17 protein-coding genes, 1 tRNA gene and 1 pseudogene are annotated in these 16,469 nt (G+C 56.0%); 10 read left to right on the top strand and 9 right to left on the bottom strand.

Going from position 1 to position 16,469, the window contains the following annotated elements; translation table 11 throughout:
• Window positions 1-101: 101 nt before the first annotated feature.
• Window positions 102-1,802, top strand: a complete 1,701-nt coding sequence (locus tag FY550_RS05445) for a multidrug ABC transporter permease/ATP-binding protein (RefSeq protein WP_070976396.1) — start codon at window positions 102-104, stop codon at window positions 1,800-1,802.
• Here FY550_RS05445 and fhuB read toward each other — a convergent pair.
• The 5 genes from fhuB to lpxO all read right to left on the bottom strand — a co-directional run bounded on the left by fhuB (window position 1,755) and on the right by lpxO (window position 7,294).
• Window positions 1,755-3,734 carry a Fe(3+)-hydroxamate ABC transporter permease FhuB gene (gene fhuB, locus FY550_RS05450; RefSeq protein WP_070976398.1) on the bottom strand — a complete coding sequence of 660 codons (1,980 nt, stop codon included), beginning with the start codon at window positions 3,732-3,734 and terminating at the stop codon, window positions 1,755-1,757. The two genes, FY550_RS05445 and fhuB, sit on opposite strands and share 48 nt — an antisense overlap.
• Entirely contained in the window at window positions 3,731-4,690 is a 960-nt protein-coding gene (locus FY550_RS05455; RefSeq protein WP_199287852.1) for an iron-siderophore ABC transporter substrate-binding protein, read from the bottom strand. Before FY550_RS05455 ends, fhuB begins: the two co-directional genes overlap by 4 nt.
• A 9-nt stretch (window positions 4,691-4,699) precedes the next feature.
• On the bottom strand, window positions 4,700-5,467 hold the full coding sequence (locus FY550_RS05460) for an ATP-binding cassette domain-containing protein (protein WP_070976402.1): 768 nt from the start codon (window positions 5,465-5,467) through the stop codon (window positions 4,700-4,702).
• A gap of 159 nt (window positions 5,468-5,626) precedes the next feature.
• Window positions 5,627-6,382, bottom strand: coding sequence for a 4'-phosphopantetheinyl transferase family protein (locus FY550_RS05465; protein WP_139148619.1), 756 nt, complete (start codon window positions 6,380-6,382; stop codon window positions 5,627-5,629).
• 15 nt (window positions 6,383-6,397) lie between these two features.
• Window positions 6,398-7,294, bottom strand: a complete 897-nt coding sequence (lpxO, locus tag FY550_RS05470) for a lipid A hydroxylase LpxO (RefSeq protein ID WP_199287853.1) — start codon at window positions 7,292-7,294, stop codon at window positions 6,398-6,400.
• 209 nt (window positions 7,295-7,503) lie between these two features.
• Between lpxO and dkgB the strand changes: the two genes are divergently transcribed.
• Window positions 7,504-8,304: a 2,5-didehydrogluconate reductase DkgB gene (dkgB, locus tag FY550_RS05475; protein ID WP_070976408.1), complete on the top strand. Its 801-nt coding sequence runs from the start codon at window positions 7,504-7,506 to the stop codon at window positions 8,302-8,304.
• A gap of 75 nt (window positions 8,305-8,379) precedes the next feature.
• Here dkgB and FY550_RS05480 read toward each other — a convergent pair whose 3' ends face one another.
• Window positions 8,380-8,979: a hypothetical protein gene (locus FY550_RS05480; RefSeq protein WP_084387931.1), complete on the bottom strand. Its 600-nt coding sequence runs from the start codon at window positions 8,977-8,979 to the stop codon at window positions 8,380-8,382.
• 71 nt (window positions 8,980-9,050) lie between these two features.
• Here FY550_RS05480 and FY550_RS05485 point away from each other — a divergent pair.
• Window positions 9,051-9,127, top strand: a tRNA-Ile gene (locus FY550_RS05485).
• Between the two features lie 97 nt (window positions 9,128-9,224).
• The gene (locus FY550_RS05490; RefSeq protein WP_070976412.1) at window positions 9,225-10,286 is read left to right on the top strand and encodes a tyrosine-type recombinase/integrase; all 1,062 of its coding nucleotides are present in this window, start codon (window positions 9,225-9,227) and stop codon (window positions 10,284-10,286) included.
• A gap of 50 nt (window positions 10,287-10,336) precedes the next feature.
• Here FY550_RS05490 and FY550_RS05495 read toward each other — a convergent pair whose 3' ends face one another.
• Complete coding sequence (locus FY550_RS05495; protein WP_139148620.1) at window positions 10,337-11,230, bottom strand: hypothetical protein; 894 nt, start codon at window positions 11,228-11,230, stop codon at window positions 10,337-10,339.
• Window positions 11,231-11,347: 117 nt separating this feature from the next.
• Here FY550_RS05495 and FY550_RS05500 point away from each other — a divergent pair, with 117 nt between their 5' ends.
• The 4 genes and pseudogenes from FY550_RS05500 to FY550_RS05510 all read left to right on the top strand — a co-directional run bounded on the left by FY550_RS05500 (window position 11,348) and on the right by FY550_RS05510 (window position 13,315).
• Window positions 11,348-11,578: a DNA-binding protein gene (locus FY550_RS05500; protein WP_233350276.1), complete on the top strand. Its 231-nt coding sequence runs from the start codon at window positions 11,348-11,350 to the stop codon at window positions 11,576-11,578.
• A gap of 60 nt (window positions 11,579-11,638) precedes the next feature.
• Window positions 11,639-11,743, top strand: a pseudogene (locus FY550_RS17215) (helix-turn-helix domain-containing protein); the annotation flags it as partial.
• 252 nt (window positions 11,744-11,995) lie between these two features.
• Window positions 11,996-12,370, top strand: coding sequence for a hypothetical protein (locus tag FY550_RS17050; protein WP_233350277.1), 375 nt, complete (start codon window positions 11,996-11,998; stop codon window positions 12,368-12,370).
• 597 nt (window positions 12,371-12,967) lie between these two features.
• Window positions 12,968-13,315, top strand: a complete 348-nt coding sequence (locus tag FY550_RS05510) for a plasmid mobilization protein (protein ID WP_070976419.1) — start codon at window positions 12,968-12,970, stop codon at window positions 13,313-13,315.
• 143 nt (window positions 13,316-13,458) lie between these two features.
• Here the strand turns inward: FY550_RS05510 and FY550_RS05515 are convergent, their stop codons facing one another.
• Both FY550_RS05515 and FY550_RS05520 read right to left on the bottom strand, forming a co-directional pair.
• Window positions 13,459-14,679, bottom strand: coding sequence for a DNA methyltransferase (locus FY550_RS05515; RefSeq protein ID WP_070976421.1), 1,221 nt, complete (start codon window positions 14,677-14,679; stop codon window positions 13,459-13,461).
• Window positions 14,679-15,509, bottom strand: a complete 831-nt coding sequence (locus FY550_RS05520) for a hypothetical protein (RefSeq protein ID WP_199287854.1) — start codon at window positions 15,507-15,509, stop codon at window positions 14,679-14,681. Before FY550_RS05520 ends, FY550_RS05515 begins: the two co-directional genes overlap by 1 nt.
• 159 nt (window positions 15,510-15,668) lie before the next feature.
• On the opposite strand from FY550_RS05520, the gene FY550_RS17220 reads away from it, so the two are divergent.
• Together FY550_RS17220 and FY550_RS05530 are read left to right on the top strand one after the other, a co-directional pair.
• The gene (locus FY550_RS17220) at window positions 15,669-15,911 is read left to right on the top strand and encodes a FitA-like ribbon-helix-helix domain-containing protein (RefSeq protein WP_070976423.1); all 243 of its coding nucleotides are present in this window, start codon (window positions 15,669-15,671) and stop codon (window positions 15,909-15,911) included.
• A complete protein-coding gene (locus FY550_RS05530) occupies window positions 15,908-16,330 on the top strand; it encodes a type II toxin-antitoxin system VapC family toxin (protein WP_070976425.1) in 423 nt (140 codons plus the stop codon). Before FY550_RS17220 ends, FY550_RS05530 begins: the two co-directional genes overlap by 4 nt.
• Window positions 16,331-16,469 lie beyond the last annotated feature (139 nt).

A 16,469-nucleotide genomic window follows, 5' to 3' on the forward strand; every position in this document is an offset into this window, starting at 1 on the left:
ATTTGGGGCTGGTGCATGCAATGCATCGACGTTGATGGCAAAATGAGAATCGTTAACGGTTACCCGCCCATTGGCTTTTTCCTGTTCGGATCCAACCTGTCATGACGCTGCTCAAGGTCGTATTGCGCCATTATCGTCTGTCGTTCATTGCCGTTATGGTACTCAGCCTGCTCAGTGCCGTGCTGGGCATTGGCGTGATCGCCTTCATCAATCGGCGCCTGATCGACGCGCAGGGGCAAACCATTGCGACGCTGTGGCCTTTTCTTGGACTGATTGCATTATTGCTGGTGATCTCGCTGGCGGCGCAACTGTCGCTGACCCTGCTGGGCCATCGCTTTGTCTATAACCTGCGGGGGCGGCTGGTCAAACGTTTGCTGGATACCGATATCGAGCGTATCGAAGCGCTGGGCAGTGCACCGCTGCTGGCAGCCCTTTCCAGTGACATTCGCAACATCACCGTGGCCTTTGTGCGCCTGCCCGAGCTGATTCAGGGGGTGGTGCTGTCGCTGGCGGCGACGGTCTATCTGGTGATGCTCTCCGTGCCCCTGTTTCTGGTCACCGCTGCCTGGCTGATTGTCACGCTGGCCGTGGGGAGTCGAATGGTGCGCAGCGTCTATCACCATCTGGGGCATATCCGGGACGCAGAAGATCAGCTCTATGGCGACTTTCAGGCCATCATTGATGGACGTCGCGAGCTGGCGCTGAACCGTGATCGGGCGCAGCAGCTGTATGAAGAGGATTTCACTCGCCACGCACGGGACTACCGGCACCACATCATCCGTTCCGATACCAGTCATCTCTCGGCCGGTAACTGGACCAATATCATGATGCTCGGGGCCATTGGGGTGGTCTTTCTGCTGGCCAATGCCTTCGGATGGGCGAGTACAGCGGTCGCGGCCACCTTTGCCCTGACGCTGCTGTTCATTCGGGCGCCGCTGATTCAGGCCGTCGGTGCACTGCCGACGCTACTTTCAGGGGAAGTTGCCTTCCGACGGCTGCAGGCGCTGGAACTGGCGCCCTGGCACCCGGATTTCCAGCCCGCCGAGCAGTTGCCCGATGACTGGCAGCAACTGACCCTGGAAGGTGTGCGTTACACCTATGCGCCCCGCGGTGAGGATGAACCCTTCACGGTCGGGCCGCTCGCGCTCACGCTGAAACGGGGCGAGCAGGTATTCGTGATCGGCGGCAACGGCAGCGGCAAGTCAACCTTCGGCCGGCTGTTGAGTGGCTTGTACGCACCGCATGAAGGGATGCTGAAACTGGATGGACAGAGTATTACCGACGTCCTGCGGCCGGCCTGGCGAGAGCGCTTTGCTGCGGTGCTGACCGATTTTCATCTGTTCGATCGGCTGCTCGGGCCGGACGGCGAAGAGGCAGACCCGGTCCTGGTCGATGCATGGCTGGACCGGCTCGGCATGCGTGAAAAAGTCAGTCTCACGGCGGGCCGCCTTAACGATACTCGCCTCTCCCAGGGGCAGCGCAAGCGACTTGCCCTGCTGCTGGCGGTGGCCGAACAGCGCGACATACTGCTGCTGGATGAATGGGCCGCGGACCAGGACCCGGTGTTCCGCCGGGCCTTTTATCTTGAGCTGTTGCCCGAGCTGCGCCGCCTCGGCATTACGGTGATTGCGATCACTCATGATGAGCGCTATTTCGCGCAGGCGGATCGGCTGCTGCTGATGCAGAATGGGCAACTGCGCGAACTGGAGGGCGATGATTATCACCGCGCCTCCCACGATGCGTTGCAGGTAGCGTCAGAGCCGGCGCAATCCCCACATGAACCAGGCTCCCCCGATCAGTGAGGCGACGAGCCCGGCAGGAATCTGATCGGGGAAGGCCACTATTCGGCCCAGCCAGTCTGCCAGCACCATGATCAGCATGCCGATCAACCCGGCGCCCAGCAGATGCGAGCGGGCGTCCGGCAGTCCCACCAGCCGTGCCATGTGCGGCGCCATCAGTCCGATGAAGGAAAGCGGCCCCACCACCAGCGTGGCGCCGGCCGTCATCACGGCCATCAGCGCCAGCAGCAGGATGCGACTGAACCGAACATTGATGCCCAGCGCATGGGCGCTGTCCTCGCCCAGTGGCAACAAATCCAGCCAGCGGTGGAAGGGGAGCGTCGCGATCAATAGCACGGCGGCCGCTGCCAGAGCGATCAGCGCCGTGGTGCCATCCACGTAGTAGGTTGAGCCCGAGATCCAGGCGAGCAGCTTCTGGGTGCGCGGGCTGTTACCCGACAGCGCCAGACGCTGCAGGGCATCGAACAGGGCCGTAATGGCTACCCCGGAGAGCAGTAGACGTTGCGGCGCCAGTCCGTTACGCCGGTTGAGCAGCACCAGCAAGCCCAGGGTCAGCAGCGCCCCCAGCGTACCGAACAGCAGTGAGGCGCCCTGTGAGGCCAGCGGCGTCAGCATGATGACGCCCAGTACGCCAATCGCCGCCCCGGCACTGATGCCCAGTACTTCGGGACTGGCGATGGGGTTACCGGTGATGCGTTGCAAAATGGTACCGGCCAGCGCCAGCATCAGGCCGCTGGCAGCGGCAGCCGCGACCCGCGGCGCGCGCCATGGCCACGCATCCATCAGATTGCCCGGGGCCGGCCAGTGCCACCCCTCGCGCCCCTGACTCAGGCTGAGCGCAATGACTACCCCCAGTAACAGCGCCAGACCCAGCAGCATCAGCAGACGTTTGGGGGCGGGGTGCCGATAGAGGTAGGCCATGGGAGCACTGGGTGCCCGATCACCCTGAAGGGACAGGCGCGGAATCAGCCACAGCAGCAGGGGCGCGCCCAGCGCGGCGGTGGCTGCGCCGGTCGGCAGCAGCGTCGCGAGCGGACCACTACCGAATTGAAGCAGCAGATCGGTGGCCAGCAGCAGCAGTGCACCCAGCACAGGTGCCCAGCGCAGCCGATGACTCAGCCGGCGTGCCCCCAGCAGCCGCACGATGGCGGGCGAGGCGAGGCCGATGAACCCGATGATACCAACCTGACTGACCACGCAGCCGGTCATGAAAACGGCGATGGCAAGTGTCACGAACCGCAGTTGACGCAGCGACACCCCGAGATTGCGTGCGCCCTGGTCGTCGAAATCGAGCAGTGCCAGAGGCCGCAGCAGGAGCAGCATGACACCACCAGCCAGTGCCAGGCGCAACAGCAGAAACTGCGTGGCACCCCAGCCGTTCTGAATCAGCGAGCCGGCGTTCCAGATGAACAGATCCCGCAGCCGCTCGGGGTAGAACAGCATCAGCGTACTGTTGATGGCACTGAGGTAGAGACTGACCACCAGCCCGGCCAGTACGATGGCCATGGGTGCCAGCCCACGCCGCCAGGCCAGCGCAAAGACCAGCGCTGTCGCCAGGCCCCCACCCAGCAGGGCGACCCACTCACGGCCGATGATCAACCAGCCGGGTGCCCATAATGAAGCCGCCACCAGTGCCAGCTGAGCGCCGTTGGCGACCCCCAGGGTCGTGGGGGAGGCGAGTGGGTTCTTCAGCACCTGCTGCATCAGGGTGCCGGCCAGCCCCAGTGCGGCGCCGCCCAGCAACGCCACACAGATTCTGGGCAGCAGCGAGAAATGCACCACGACCTGTTCGATCGCCTCATCCCGGGGGCTGGTGAGCGCTGACAGCCACTGATTGGCAGGCAGCAACTGGTGCAATCGATAGACGATCATCACTACACAGGCCAGCGCCAGTACGCTGCACAGATGCCCCGGTGTCACCCGCCGCTGTCTCATGGCTCGCCTCCGTGGTCGCCGGAGGGCAGCGCCTGATGAAGCTCCCGGGCAAAACGCGCCATGGAGGCGAGTCCGCCAAAGCTCCATACGGGGTCGAGCTCATGCACCTGACCATGGCGGACGGCCGGCAGATGCTGCCAGAGTATGTTGTCTTCAAGTTGGCCATCGACCGTGGTGGGCAGCGGCCGGATTACCAGCAGACGAGTATTGGCGGGCAGGTGGGCCAGCTCATCGATGCCCAGCTGACGAAACCCCCAGTCATTGGCCTCGCCCTGCCAGGCATTGGTCAGTCCGAGTTGATCGAAAACGGACTGAAAGAGGCTCCCCTGACCATAAATACGCACATGGCGGCTATCGATGAACTGCAGCACGGCGACCGGAGAGTGCTGATCGACCCCGGATCGGCGGATACGAGCGATCTCCTCGCTGACGCGAGTGATCAGCTGTTCGGCAGCCTGTTGGTGATGAGTCAGCTGACCCAGCTGGCGGGTCACGCGCAGGGCTTGCTGCCAGGGATCACGATCACTGGTGTAGATATTGAAGATATGGACCGGAGCGATGCGTGAAAGACGACTGTCACCTGCCAGAAAGGACACGGTGACGATGCCATCGGGAGCGAGTTGCGCCAGCAGCTCCAGATTGGGCTGGTTGCGCAGGCCGATATCCTGCACGCCCTCGGGGATGGCCGGTTCTCCTACCCAGCGCGCGTAGCTCTCCGGTGCCGCCACGCCAAGCGGCGTCACCCCGATGGCAAGCAGCGTTTCGGTCATTGCCCAGTCCAGCGAGATCAGTGCCGGGGTCGAAGAGGGTTCATCGGCACGCGCGGGGGTGCGCGTCAGGCTGACCAGTGCCAGCAGCATGAAGCAGACAACAAGCCACCACCGGCAGGTGAACAGAAGCGTTGTTTCGGCAGTCGGTCGGCACTGAGCCGCAGGCCGGGGTGACGCTGAGGTCACGCGCAGTCCTTAATGAATGACGGCGACGGGATGAGACCCGTGTGGATGAGTAATGACATGCATGGGAATGCCGTAGATGGCTTCCAGGGTCTGGTCGCACATCAGCTCTCGGGCGTCACCATGGGCCAGCAGCCGACCACCGTGCAGGGCGACCAGGCGATCGCAGAAGCGGGCTGCCATGTTGATATCATGCATCACGATGACCACGCCGAGCTGCAGTTCATGGCTGAGATCGCGCACCAGTTCGAGCACTTCGAGCTGGTGGGCCACATCAAGCGCCGCCAGCGGCTCATCGAGCAGCAGGTAGTCACTGCCCTGCGCCAGCAGCATGGCCAGCCAGACACGCTGACGCTCGCCACCTGACAGGGTTTCGACCAGTCGGTCGGCCAGCGTTTCGGTATGGGTCAGCGCAATGGCGCGATCGACGGCCTGATGATCGCGCCGGGTGAAACGACCCAGCAGGCCGTGCCATGGATAGCGCCCGAATCGGACCAGCTCGCGCACGGTCAGGTTTTCGGCGCTGGGCAGCTGCTGTGGCAGGTAGGCCACGCGGCGGGCAAATTCACGACTGCCCCATTGGGAGAGCGGTTTGCCATCCAGTTCGATACTGCCACGCGTTGGGCTTTGCTGCTGAGCCAGCAGCTTGAGCAGGGTCGACTTGCCGGAACCGTTATGCCCGATCAGGCCGCAGACACAGCCTTCTTCGAAGGAGAGATCGAGCGGTTGCAGCAGCGTTCTGCCTGATACGTCAAAACCGGCCGCGTTGAGTTCGAACATGCAGACTCCGATCCGGACCAACCAGGGAAGGAATACCTCATGCAGGGACTGTATCCGCCGGAGAGCCCGCGTGAGAGGGGCACACCGCATGGATCAGAATGAATACGAGCGTATCTGAAATACGAATTATTATCAACGTTACCCGCAGGCGCAACGCGGTCAGTGCGCGTTGTGGGCGACACCGATAAAGGTGATAGCGCGTTCCTCCAGTTCGGCAAAATCGCCTTCAAGGCGAGCGCCGGCCGGCCAGGCATCCGATAATGAACGCCGCAGCTCGAGCAGACAGCGCCCCCGCTGCTCGAGCAGCCGCGGCAGCGTCTCCGGCTCAAGCTCTGCATCATGAAAGTAGAAGCGGGTGCCGGTGAGGGGGTAGAGCGCCTTGAACAGGCTCTCCTTGAGCGAGAAGGTCAGCGTGACACAGCGGGCGCGATCACCGGGGGGGATCGAGTGGAGTGCTTCGCGCTCGCGTGATGTCAGTACCGCGGGGGCGATACGTTCGGCGCGGGTGAAGTCTAGCCATCGTTCGGTATCGATCCCTGCCCCACGCCAGTGATGGCGCGAGGCGACCAGGGCAGCCGCCAGGCCATGGCTGTGGGTGATCGAGCCGCACGCCTCAGAAGGCCACTGGGGTTGTCGATCGGCAAGCGGCAGCAGGGCGGAGGCTTCAAGGCCCAGGGCAAGCAACGCCTGGCGGGCACAGTAACGACCGGCCAGGTACTCGGCACGCCGCTTGGTGGCCGCATGCTCAAGCGTTGCGGGCCGTTCGACATCGGCCTGGTGCCAGGCAGTCTCACAGAATTGTGCCGGGTCGAATCGGCTGATGAACAACCAGGGCGCAGGCGTTGATGCCGGCAGGAAAGGCCAGGCCGGCATCGGCGGGGTCATGAAGACAGGGGCATCAGGCGATGTATGCAAGGCTTTAACCGGGCATCAGAGTGACAGCAGGCCAACCACGATACCGCCGAAGATCAGCCATTTGACGATGTAATAGACCGTGCGGTTTTTCTTTTTCAGCCGTTTGCCGATTTCCCGCACCTTGTAGACGTACTTGAAGGCCCGATTGATGCCGCCGGTGCGATCGTTTTCATCGTTGGGCGAGGCGGCCGCGGCCATCACGTTGCGGCTGAACCAGCGGTTGACCGCCGCCGCCCAGCGATACTTCATCGGCCGCTCGATATCGCAGAAGAGAATCAGCCGGTTCTGATCGCTGTAATTTTCGGCGTAGTGAATAAAGGTCTCATCGAACAGCACTGCCTGGCCATCGCGCCAGCTGTAGGACTCGCCATCGACATTGATCAGGCAGCGGTCGTCGTTGGGCGTCCGCAGCCCGAGATGATAGCGGATCGAGCCGGCGTAGGGATCGCGGTGCTTCATCAGCTTGCTGCCGGCGGGCAGCTCGGCAAACATCGCCGCCTTGACGCTGGGGATGCCGGCCAGGATTTCGGTCGTGCGCGGACAGAGCTGGCGCGCTGATTCATGGCTGTCGTTGTACCACTTGAGATAGAAGCGCTTCCAGCCGCGGCGGAAGAACGAGTTGAAGCCGGCATCGTCCTTCTGCTGCGAACCCTTGATATGATTTTCCAGGGCCAGCGCTTCATCGCGAATCTCTTCCCAGCGAGCGGTCAGCGGCGCCAGCTCGGGGAAATCGGCTTCCCGATGATAGGGCTGATCAGGCACCTTCGAGAACAGATACATGAAGGCGTTGATGGGCGCCATGAAGGTCGAGTGATCGGAGAGCTGGCGGAAAAAGCGGTGTCGCACCCGGCCACGAAAATGCACATAGAGCACACTGGCCACGATCAGGGCCACGATGATGATCTTGATCATGGAGCTTTCATACCTGACTGGACTGGTTCGATCGGAAGGTTGACGTTGCAGTTCGGCAGTCTCGCATGTTCGACCAAAGGTGTCATCGCAACGCGAGCCATCGTTTTCATCCTGATGGGTTGAAGGTCGGATCGCTGATCCGCAGCTATCCTGTAGTGATCCATAGCGTCATTCACGGATGACCACATCGTGATTCAACAGGAGGTTGCATGCTGCCATCCATTGGACTGGGCACCTACAAACTCAAGGGAGAGGAGGTTATCGACTCGGTCACCAATGCGCTTGAGCTGGGTTACCGCCATATCGATACCGCGCAGATGTATGACAATGAGCGTGAAGTCGGCCGAGCGATCGCCGACAGTGGCGTGCCGCGTGACGATATCTTTCTGACCACCAAGGTATGGACCGACCGCTTCCGCCATGACGACCTGATCGCCAGTCTGCATGAAAGCCTTGAGCGGCTGGGCACCGAGTATGTCGATCTGGTGCTGTTGCACTGGCCATCACCGAATGGCGAAGTGCCCATGGCTGAATCCATGGCCGCCCTGGTCGAGGCCAAACGGCAGGGGCTGACGCGTCATATTGGTGTATCGAACTTTACCAATGCCCAGCTCGATGAGGCCCTGAATCTCGAGGGCGGCGATCAGATCATCACCAACCAGGTCGAGGTGCATCCCTTCCTGGCCAATCGCAAGGTGGTCGATCACTGCGAAGCACGCGGTGTGAAGGTGACCGGTTATATGCCGCTGGCAAGGGGCAGGGTGATGGAAGACGACACCCTGAAGGCCATTGCCGAAGAACAGAATGCCACGCCGGCTCAGATCGCTCTGGCCTGGGTCGCCTCGCGGGATATCGTGGTGATTCCTTCCTCGACCCGACGCGAGCATCTTGAATCCAACATGGAAGCGATGAAGATCTCACTGACCGCCGATGAGATGACCCGCATCGATGAACTCGATCGTGGCGAGCGTATTGCCAACCCGAGCTTTGCGCCCGAGTGGGATGAGTGATTCATCACAGCATCCCATAACGACAACGCCCTGCCGAATGGCAGGGCGTTTTTGTGGCGCGAGTGGCTTCATGTGTCAGCCGGCCGGCACCAGCTGTGCCTCGAAGTTGATCGGAATGGTATCGGTCAGCTTGTTGTAACCGAGCAGCGAGAGCACCGTCTGGGCATTATCGAGCTGCATCAGCTGCCGGGTATCGACGCTGATCGGCTCTGCGGTGGTTACGTGATAGCGATGCTCCGCCGTACGCGTGAGCTTCAGCGGCACCCGTTCGGTCCGGTCAAAGTGATTGCCCCGCGCCCGGATGGGCAGATTACGCGTAATCGATTCGCCCACGTTCAGCTGGCTCAGCCACTGCGGATCAACCTTGGTATGCAGGGTCGCCATCGGTGATTTCGAAAAGCCGGAGAGTAATCCGGCCAGGTTGCCCTGATCCTTGAGCAGATCGGTTTGCGACAGGCTCAGTGGCAGGGTCAGGTTACCGTCGTCATCGATGGTCCCGTCGAGTTGCGAGACATGATAGGTATGGGGCACATTGCCGCTCGGGCGCTGATCGGTTACCACCGCGGTAATCCGGCTCTGATCCGGATTGAAGCGCCATGCGGCCTCTGCTGCGGTGCTCAGGGTTACTGCCATCAGGCCACCGAGGGCAATGGCAGTCAGGGAAATCAAACGCATAATGCTCTCCATGCCGGTAGGCGCTGGCCTCGGCCGAGGCCTTTGGTTTATCATACGCCCCCGCCGGTAAAGGGCCCATAGCTCAGTTGGTTAGAGCAGGGGACTCATAATCCCTTGGTCGCAGGTTCGAGTCCTGCTGGGCCCACCATTAAAATCAAGCATTTAGCGATTCATGCTGGTGAGTCCCATGTTCCAAGGGTACAGTTTCGGTACAGTGCCGATCCTTCAGCCCCCTGGAGATTTTCATGGCCACCATCGTCAAGACCCCCTCAGGTAGCTGGAAAGCCGTCATCCGCAAGACCGGCTGGCCCACCACCGCCAAGACCTTTCGTACCAAACGTGACGCTCAGGATTGGAGCCGCCGCACCGAAGATGAAATGGTGCGTGGTGTCTATATCCAGCGCAGTGCCTCAGAGCGCATGACTTTGGAGTCGGCGCTCAAGCGTTACCTGGCCGACGTTACTCCCACCAAGAAGCCCAGCACTCAAAAGAGCGAGCGTGGTAAGGCCACGAAACTCATCGAACACTTGGGTAAGTATTCTCTCGCGGCTTTAACGCCTGACCTCATCGCAAATTATCGCGATACTCGTTTGAACAGCCTTGGGCGTAGAGGTTCACCGATCAGCCCCAACACTGTGCGCCTAGAGCTCGCATTGCTTGGGCACCTCTACACCGTGGCCATTCAGGAGTGGGGGCTAGGCCTGACCTATAACCCCGTCCAGAACATCCGCAAGCCGAGCCCAGGGGAGGGACGCGACCGGCGCTTGAGCGCCGACGAGGAAAAGCGCCTGTTTGCCGTGCTACAACAGCACAGCAATCCCATGCTGGCCTGGATCGCCAGAATCGCCCTGGAAACGGGCATGCGCTCCTCGGAAATCCTGACCCTCACTCGCTCCCAGATCGACGTGAAACGCCGCGTGGTGCGCCTCACCGACACCAAGAACAACGAAGCACGCCTGGTGCCGCTGACCCAGGCCGCCACCGAGGTGTTCAAGCAGGCTTTGAACAACCCAGTGCGCCCGCTCGACTGCGACCTAGTATTCTTCGGTGAGCCTGGAAAAGATGGCAAGCGCGGTCCTTACGCCTACACCAAGCTATGGAATCAGGCGAAGAAGAAGGCTGGCCTCGATGACTTCCGCTTTCACGACCTGCGACATGAGGCCGTCAGCCGGCTGGTAGAGGCTGGACTATCCGATCAGGAGGTCGCCGCGATCAGTGGGCATAAGTCCATGCAGATGTTGCGGCGGTATACGCACTTGAGAGCCGAGGATTTGGTGGCCAGGCTGGATAGAGTAAGGAGGCAATAACATTGTGATAACCCAGATTCTAGCCATCTTTTTATAGTTTGTGGTTGGCTTTAAGGAAGGTTATCCCATATAGCCAAATCTTCAGGGTCGATAGGGTAAGTGGAGGTTTTAATTTCTTTCCATAGCTCTATCGCCTTGCCAAGATTAGATGCGCGCTTAGAGATATTTTGCCTAGTTACACCGAGGCGCCTGGCTATTTCTGCTTGCGCAACTCCATCAATTAGCATATCCATGATAGCCATGTCGCGATCTCTAACATTGAGTTGAGCCAATCTATAAGCTACCCACCGAGCATGCTGCTTTTGTACTGGATCAAGAATATTGTAGTAGTATCCTGTTGCTCTTACATTATGTAGATGATGGGTGAATAAATCCCTTTTGTTGTGGTCTGTACGGTATAAGGATTTCGGGTTTCTAGGGTCATGCTCTTCGCAAAACCTTGAGCTTTCCAAGCTGAAATCTTTTCCTAAATCTATTTCTTGTGCTGCACGACTCTTTTTCCAACAAAGTTCGCAATGGGGTTTTTGTCTACCTGTTCTATTTGTTTGTGTTTTGGTTTTTGAGAAATAGTAATTACTAGTGTGTTTAGAATCCCGATAAGAACAGAATCTTAATACTTTTCGAATTACGTCAGCGTCAGCCGTAGCGCTTGTGTTTTTATATTTTTTGAATCTTTCTGAAATTTGAATATCGGCTCTATCAGCACTTCTTTTCTTGCAGAATTCTGAAAATGCCTCTCCGCTAAGTAAGTTCTCCATGTTGTGTCTTTTCAGACAAGCGTTGACGCTCTCATCCAATGCATCCCTGACTAATGACCAAATCGACCAGCGCCTGGAACCTGTCGTGTGCGATTCCGTGACATTGTCTCGAAAATTAATAAGGGCTTCCGCAAGCTCCGGCGAGCAGCCGGGGACTGGGTTGAGCAGGTAGAAATCCTCACGCATCCGCTTGTCCTTAGGATATGTCTAAGGTTGTCAACCATTCTTACATATATGGTTCCTTTCTTTCCACTTTGCTCGGCATAGATTACGCAAACCAACGTAACCAATGGATGCTGACCGATGGAAACGACAAAGATCGCAATCGAGCGCTCCCTGCTCGAAAAATATGGACCTCTCATTAGCCTGCCCCAGCTTGCTGAGCTGTTACATCGGAGCCCCGATGGTCTTCGCATAGCTATGAGTAAACCGCACGGTTATGCGCAGGAGATCAAAAAAGCGCGAATCAAGATCGGTCGCCGGGTGTATTTCCGAACGCCTGAGATCGCCGAGTACATCGCCTCAGCGGAATGACCAATGAATTATCGTGCCGCGGACTGGGTTTTCGCTCTGAAGCGCGACTCAACCACCAAGATGGTTCTGATGGTGCTCGCCTATCATGCCGACCCCGAAGGGAAGAGCTGGCCAAGCATGAACCGGATCGCGGAAAAGAGCGGCAGCTCTACTCGGACTGTTCAGCGAGTATTGAAGGATTCACGGGCAGACGGCCTGCTTACCATCGAGCCCCGTTACGATAAGCACGGTCGCCAAACCTCTAATTGCTATTACCTAGCGCTTGATAGGGCCCCTGACACCCTGTCACCCCCAAAGGGGGGGAGGGTGACAGGGTGTCAGGGGGAGGGTGACACGGGTGACACCCCCGGGGGTGACACAGCTATGTCACCCCTAGAACAAACAAAGGAAGTAAAAAAGGAAGTTAGGAGCGACCCTGTGGATAACTTCGAGAATGAGCATGAGTCAGTCGAGGAGATGGTCGGGTCATTGCCCGATGCAGTGATGCAAGGCGAGAAGGCCTTGATTGCGCGTATGCTTCACCAAGTCGACCTTGGCTATGCGGGCCTGCTGATTGATGAGCTGAAGGGTGCTTTGGTGTGCGGGCGAATAAACAAAGCACCTGTGAACTGGTTTCGAGCAGTCGTACGTCGCTATCACGAAGGAAATTTCGAGCCCACCTATGCCTGCTTTGAGTACTCACGCCGAGCGGGGTATGGGCAGCCAGAAGCGACGCAAGGCAGGGAAGCCTTCTTGCAGATCAAAAAGCAGTTGTCTCAAGGCGAAATGAAAAATAACGCCAAAAAGGCGTAACGATGCTTCCTGAGGCGCTTAAATGCTCAACCTAAGGGGGTTGGATGGGTTGGTTGAAGAAAGCCCTCAGAGGGCATTCTGAAGCGATTTTAGTGATGAGTTCACGTGGGGCTATTGCTGAGCAGCGAGTTTCTAATATTTACGTGAGTTTGTCACGGTTACTAGTTCGGCGGGAGTAAATGATGGAGCCACTAGGTCGTCTAGGCATCCTGGTCTTACCGATTGCGCTGTACGCAGCGTTATTTCTTCTTTTGGCGTTCCGATTCAATCGGAGGGTTGCTGCAAAGCGCTGCGGCAATAATGTCCCGGATGAAAGGCGCCATCATAAGGCACGCTAGGGCAAACAAAGGCACGGTAGGGCTCGCTAAGACACAGTAAGGCAAATAAAGGCAAGGTAGGGCAAACAAGGGCACTGTAAGGCACTTATAGGGCAATGCCTTAAAATGCCTCAGAAGAAAATGGCAGGATGTGCATTGTAGGCCTACGCCGCAAGCGGCTGGCCAACAATGCATAGGGCTTACTCGCCCTTGGGGCTCGACACAGATCCTGCTCTGCGAGGCAGAGCGGCTACCGCCGCTTAAGTGACAAGGAGATAAAATGGGAAGTCAGACAAGGGTGCGTCAAAAGCCGATCAAGGTTTGGGTCGATGAAGGCGAAAAGCTGTCGATAGAGAGTAACGCCAAAGCCTGCAACATGAGTTCCTCTGCCTTTCTGAGAAACCTTGGCTTGGGCTATGAGCCCAAATCTATGCTCGACTATGCAGCGGTAGGTGATTTGATGAAGCTGAATGGCGACCTTGGAAGGCTAGGTGGGCTCTTGAAGATGGCGTTGACCAATAGTGAAGGTCAGAGAGGGGAAGTGGCGGAGATGATCGAGTTGTCTGCCCTGTTATCTCGAATCGAAAAATTGCGCTCTGAAATACGAGATAAAGTACAAGTTATTTAGGTTCTGCGGTTTCTTCATTACATTAGATTTGGCTAGGGCCGCCTAGCGAGACGGCGGTAGTATTAGGTCACGGCAATACCATGTCTGATAAGCCAAGTGTTGCACTTGCCCAATAAAAACCGCCGATTAAGCTAGTGTTATTTTCAACCATTCCAAGTGGCTGAAACGCAAAATTCATAGAGCTCTTTTTTACTGTTTCTTTTTCTAACTATCCTCGATGATACATTTTTGTATCCGAGAGAATGTAATGAAGATTCAAATATCTGCTCAGAATCCACCAGATTACCATAGAATGATGAGTTGCCTACTATGTAATCTATTTTTGCTCCATGATTAAGGTGATTTCTTAAGCTAGAGAAATGGCTGTGCATATCGTAGAAATACTTATGGACATACCTGGCCATCAGTTCGGCGTTTTTATTTTCAGCATTTAAAATCTTTTCGCAAACAGCTAAGAGACTTTCGGGAAGATTCACATTATCAGGAGCCCAGTCCTTAAGTTTGCTCGTGGCCGTTCCCCAAGTTCCACCTATCGCACGCCAATCAAGCTCACCTGCTTCTTGCTTCTCATTAAGGAACTTTGTCCAATACATGTATGGGCGAAGCTCACGGATGTAGCTCATCCTGTTTGGGTAAGGAGGAGAGGTTATTACATGGTCATAAGTATTATCGCCCAAGGCGTCTAGAGTCCTAGAGTCACCTAGGAAAAACCCTGCCTTACCTGTAAGATTGGATTTGGCGCTAAAAGTAATAGCTTCAACTATGTCTTTGAAAAGAAGTTTTATTTGGTTAATTTCATATCTGGTGACCTTATCTTTAAAGGACATTGAAACATGATTGAAGTCAGCGGAAGATGTTTCAATCATTAGCCTGCAAAAACTAATCCATGCGAGTGAGCTGTACTTATTCTCGCTAGGCTCTCCAAACTCATCAACAATAGAAGACCTTAAAGCACACAGTAGTGGCAGAGTATGCCCGCACCACCATCTTTCGATGTTATGTATTTTAGGTGCCCAGTTTTCAATTTCTAAAAACTGAGGGAGGTTGTTAATGACACGGTCAATGCGCGCTTCTAATGCTTCAATCTCATTCTCTTCAAACTGAGCGCACTTAGCATTTCCGAACCAAACAAGAAATGGATTAATGTCCAATGAGTCAGAAGCCATGCCGCTTTCAGAAGCACACAAGCCCGTAGTGGCCGTGCCAGAAAAAGGTTCTAGGATTCTTGCCCTCCTAGGAGTTTCTTCTACAAGCTCCTGCACAAGTTTTACGGAATATGCGGGGGTTAGCCTTAGCCATCCATGTCTTCCCATTTCTTTATTGAATCGGAAAGTGTAATCAGATCTTTGTTTAACAGATAGCATTACTCAGCTCTCAGTAATTTTTCCAAAACCATTTCTATTTGCATGCGCAATTCTTCCGAATTTCTCTCAAAAAAAGCTGCCATATCATACCCCAGAACTTGTCTACAGAATGCAAATAGAGAAATGTTTGGGTTGTCATTATTGAGGCCTACGAGTATACCACAACTATTGTTTCTGTACCTAACTACTATGTCATTATCAATTTGGGATGAAAAGACTGAGAAAACAGGAAGGTAGCCTTTAGACCAAGCAACTGTAGCATTGTCTATATCGCCATTTTGGCGTTTGCTATCCTTGCTTTTATAGCCTTGTCTTACTTCAAAGACTATGCCGTTCGGTGGGTATTGAACTTGTAACCCATCACAATAGTTTCGTAGCCAAGATTCTGTGGCTGCTTTAACCTCGTTATTGACAACTTCGTCTAGTTTTAAGCGGCCATCCAGTGAAAGAGTTTTATCTTTGCCAGACCTTGTTTGAGCAGTATAAGACCAAGTGGCTAAAGCGCGATCATTGTAGCCAGTCTGATCAAAAATTATTTCCCTGAATAAGCGCTCACAACCTATACCGATTTGCCTATAAACTGAAGTCATGCCGCCCGCAGCTTTGTGTGCAGCATACATTAAATCACTATTAACACCTATCCAGGAATAGAATGGGTCATCCCCGTATATTTCATGGAACTTCTGTAAGTCGACACCAACTTTACCACCGGCCCCAAGTTTAGGCTTATAGTGCTCGCAAGATAAAATCGGTGAAACGAAAATATCAAAATACTTATTATCAGATTGTGACGGCATTTCTTTTCCCTGGCTTATTAAATAATTGCTCAACTTCGGCTCATACATTAGAGGAGAGCCGGTACGGTACCAACCCTCCTCCCTTTACCGCCCATTCGCTTAGGGCCAGCATGATACCTATAGCCATGCATAGGCGCACTCGTTGGCTTCATGCTATCATTGATAGCATTGTAATCATATGGAGAGTCTGGCATGGCTTCGATCACGATTCGCAACTTGGACGACAAATTGAAGGCTCAGCTTCGCATGGAGGCGGCTAGGCATGGCCATTCCATGGAAGAGGAGGTTCGCATCATTCTGCGTAGTGCCTTGAACCAGCCTCAAGCAAAGGGGCTAGGGAGTCGCATACGTGAGCGGTTCGCAGACGCGGGGGGCATCGAGCTGGAAGTATCGCCTAGGTCGGATAAGCCTCGTGATCCGGGCTTCGGCGCATGATTGTTCTTGATACCAATGTGCTATCTGAGCTGATGCGGCCTGAGCCAGACACCCGGGTTGTCAACTGGCTGGATAGGCAGGACGCTATTTCCGTGACAATTTCCGCTATTACAGTCGCAGAAATTCTCTATGGTATCGAGCGCCTGCCAGACGGCAAACGCAAGCGTGGTTTCGCGGCCATGGCGGCGGCAATGTTCGAGGAAGATTTCTCTGGCCGCATTCTATCGTTCGATAGCGGGGCTGCGATTCACTACGCAGAGCAGGTCGCTGCCAGCGAGGGCGTAGGAAGACAGGTTCACATGGCCGATGCCCAAATTGCGGCTATCTGCATCCAGCATGGAGCGGTGTTGGCGACACGCAATATAAAGGATTTCGAGACGCTGAGCGTCGAGACGATCAATCCTTGGGAAATGGGCTGATATCGGTACACTGACGGTACAGTAGCTGGTTCGGGTAGGTTACACTAACCTTCGCTAAGCTTCTGATAATCCAATACTTTAACCTTTGCTAGGTTACGGTTGATTTCGTAGACTTTTCAGTATCTTATTGATTTAAAAG

It is taken from the genome of Kushneria phosphatilytica (genome assembly GCF_008247605.1).
Lineage (GTDB): Bacteria > Pseudomonadota > Gammaproteobacteria > Pseudomonadales > Halomonadaceae > Kushneria > Kushneria phosphatilytica.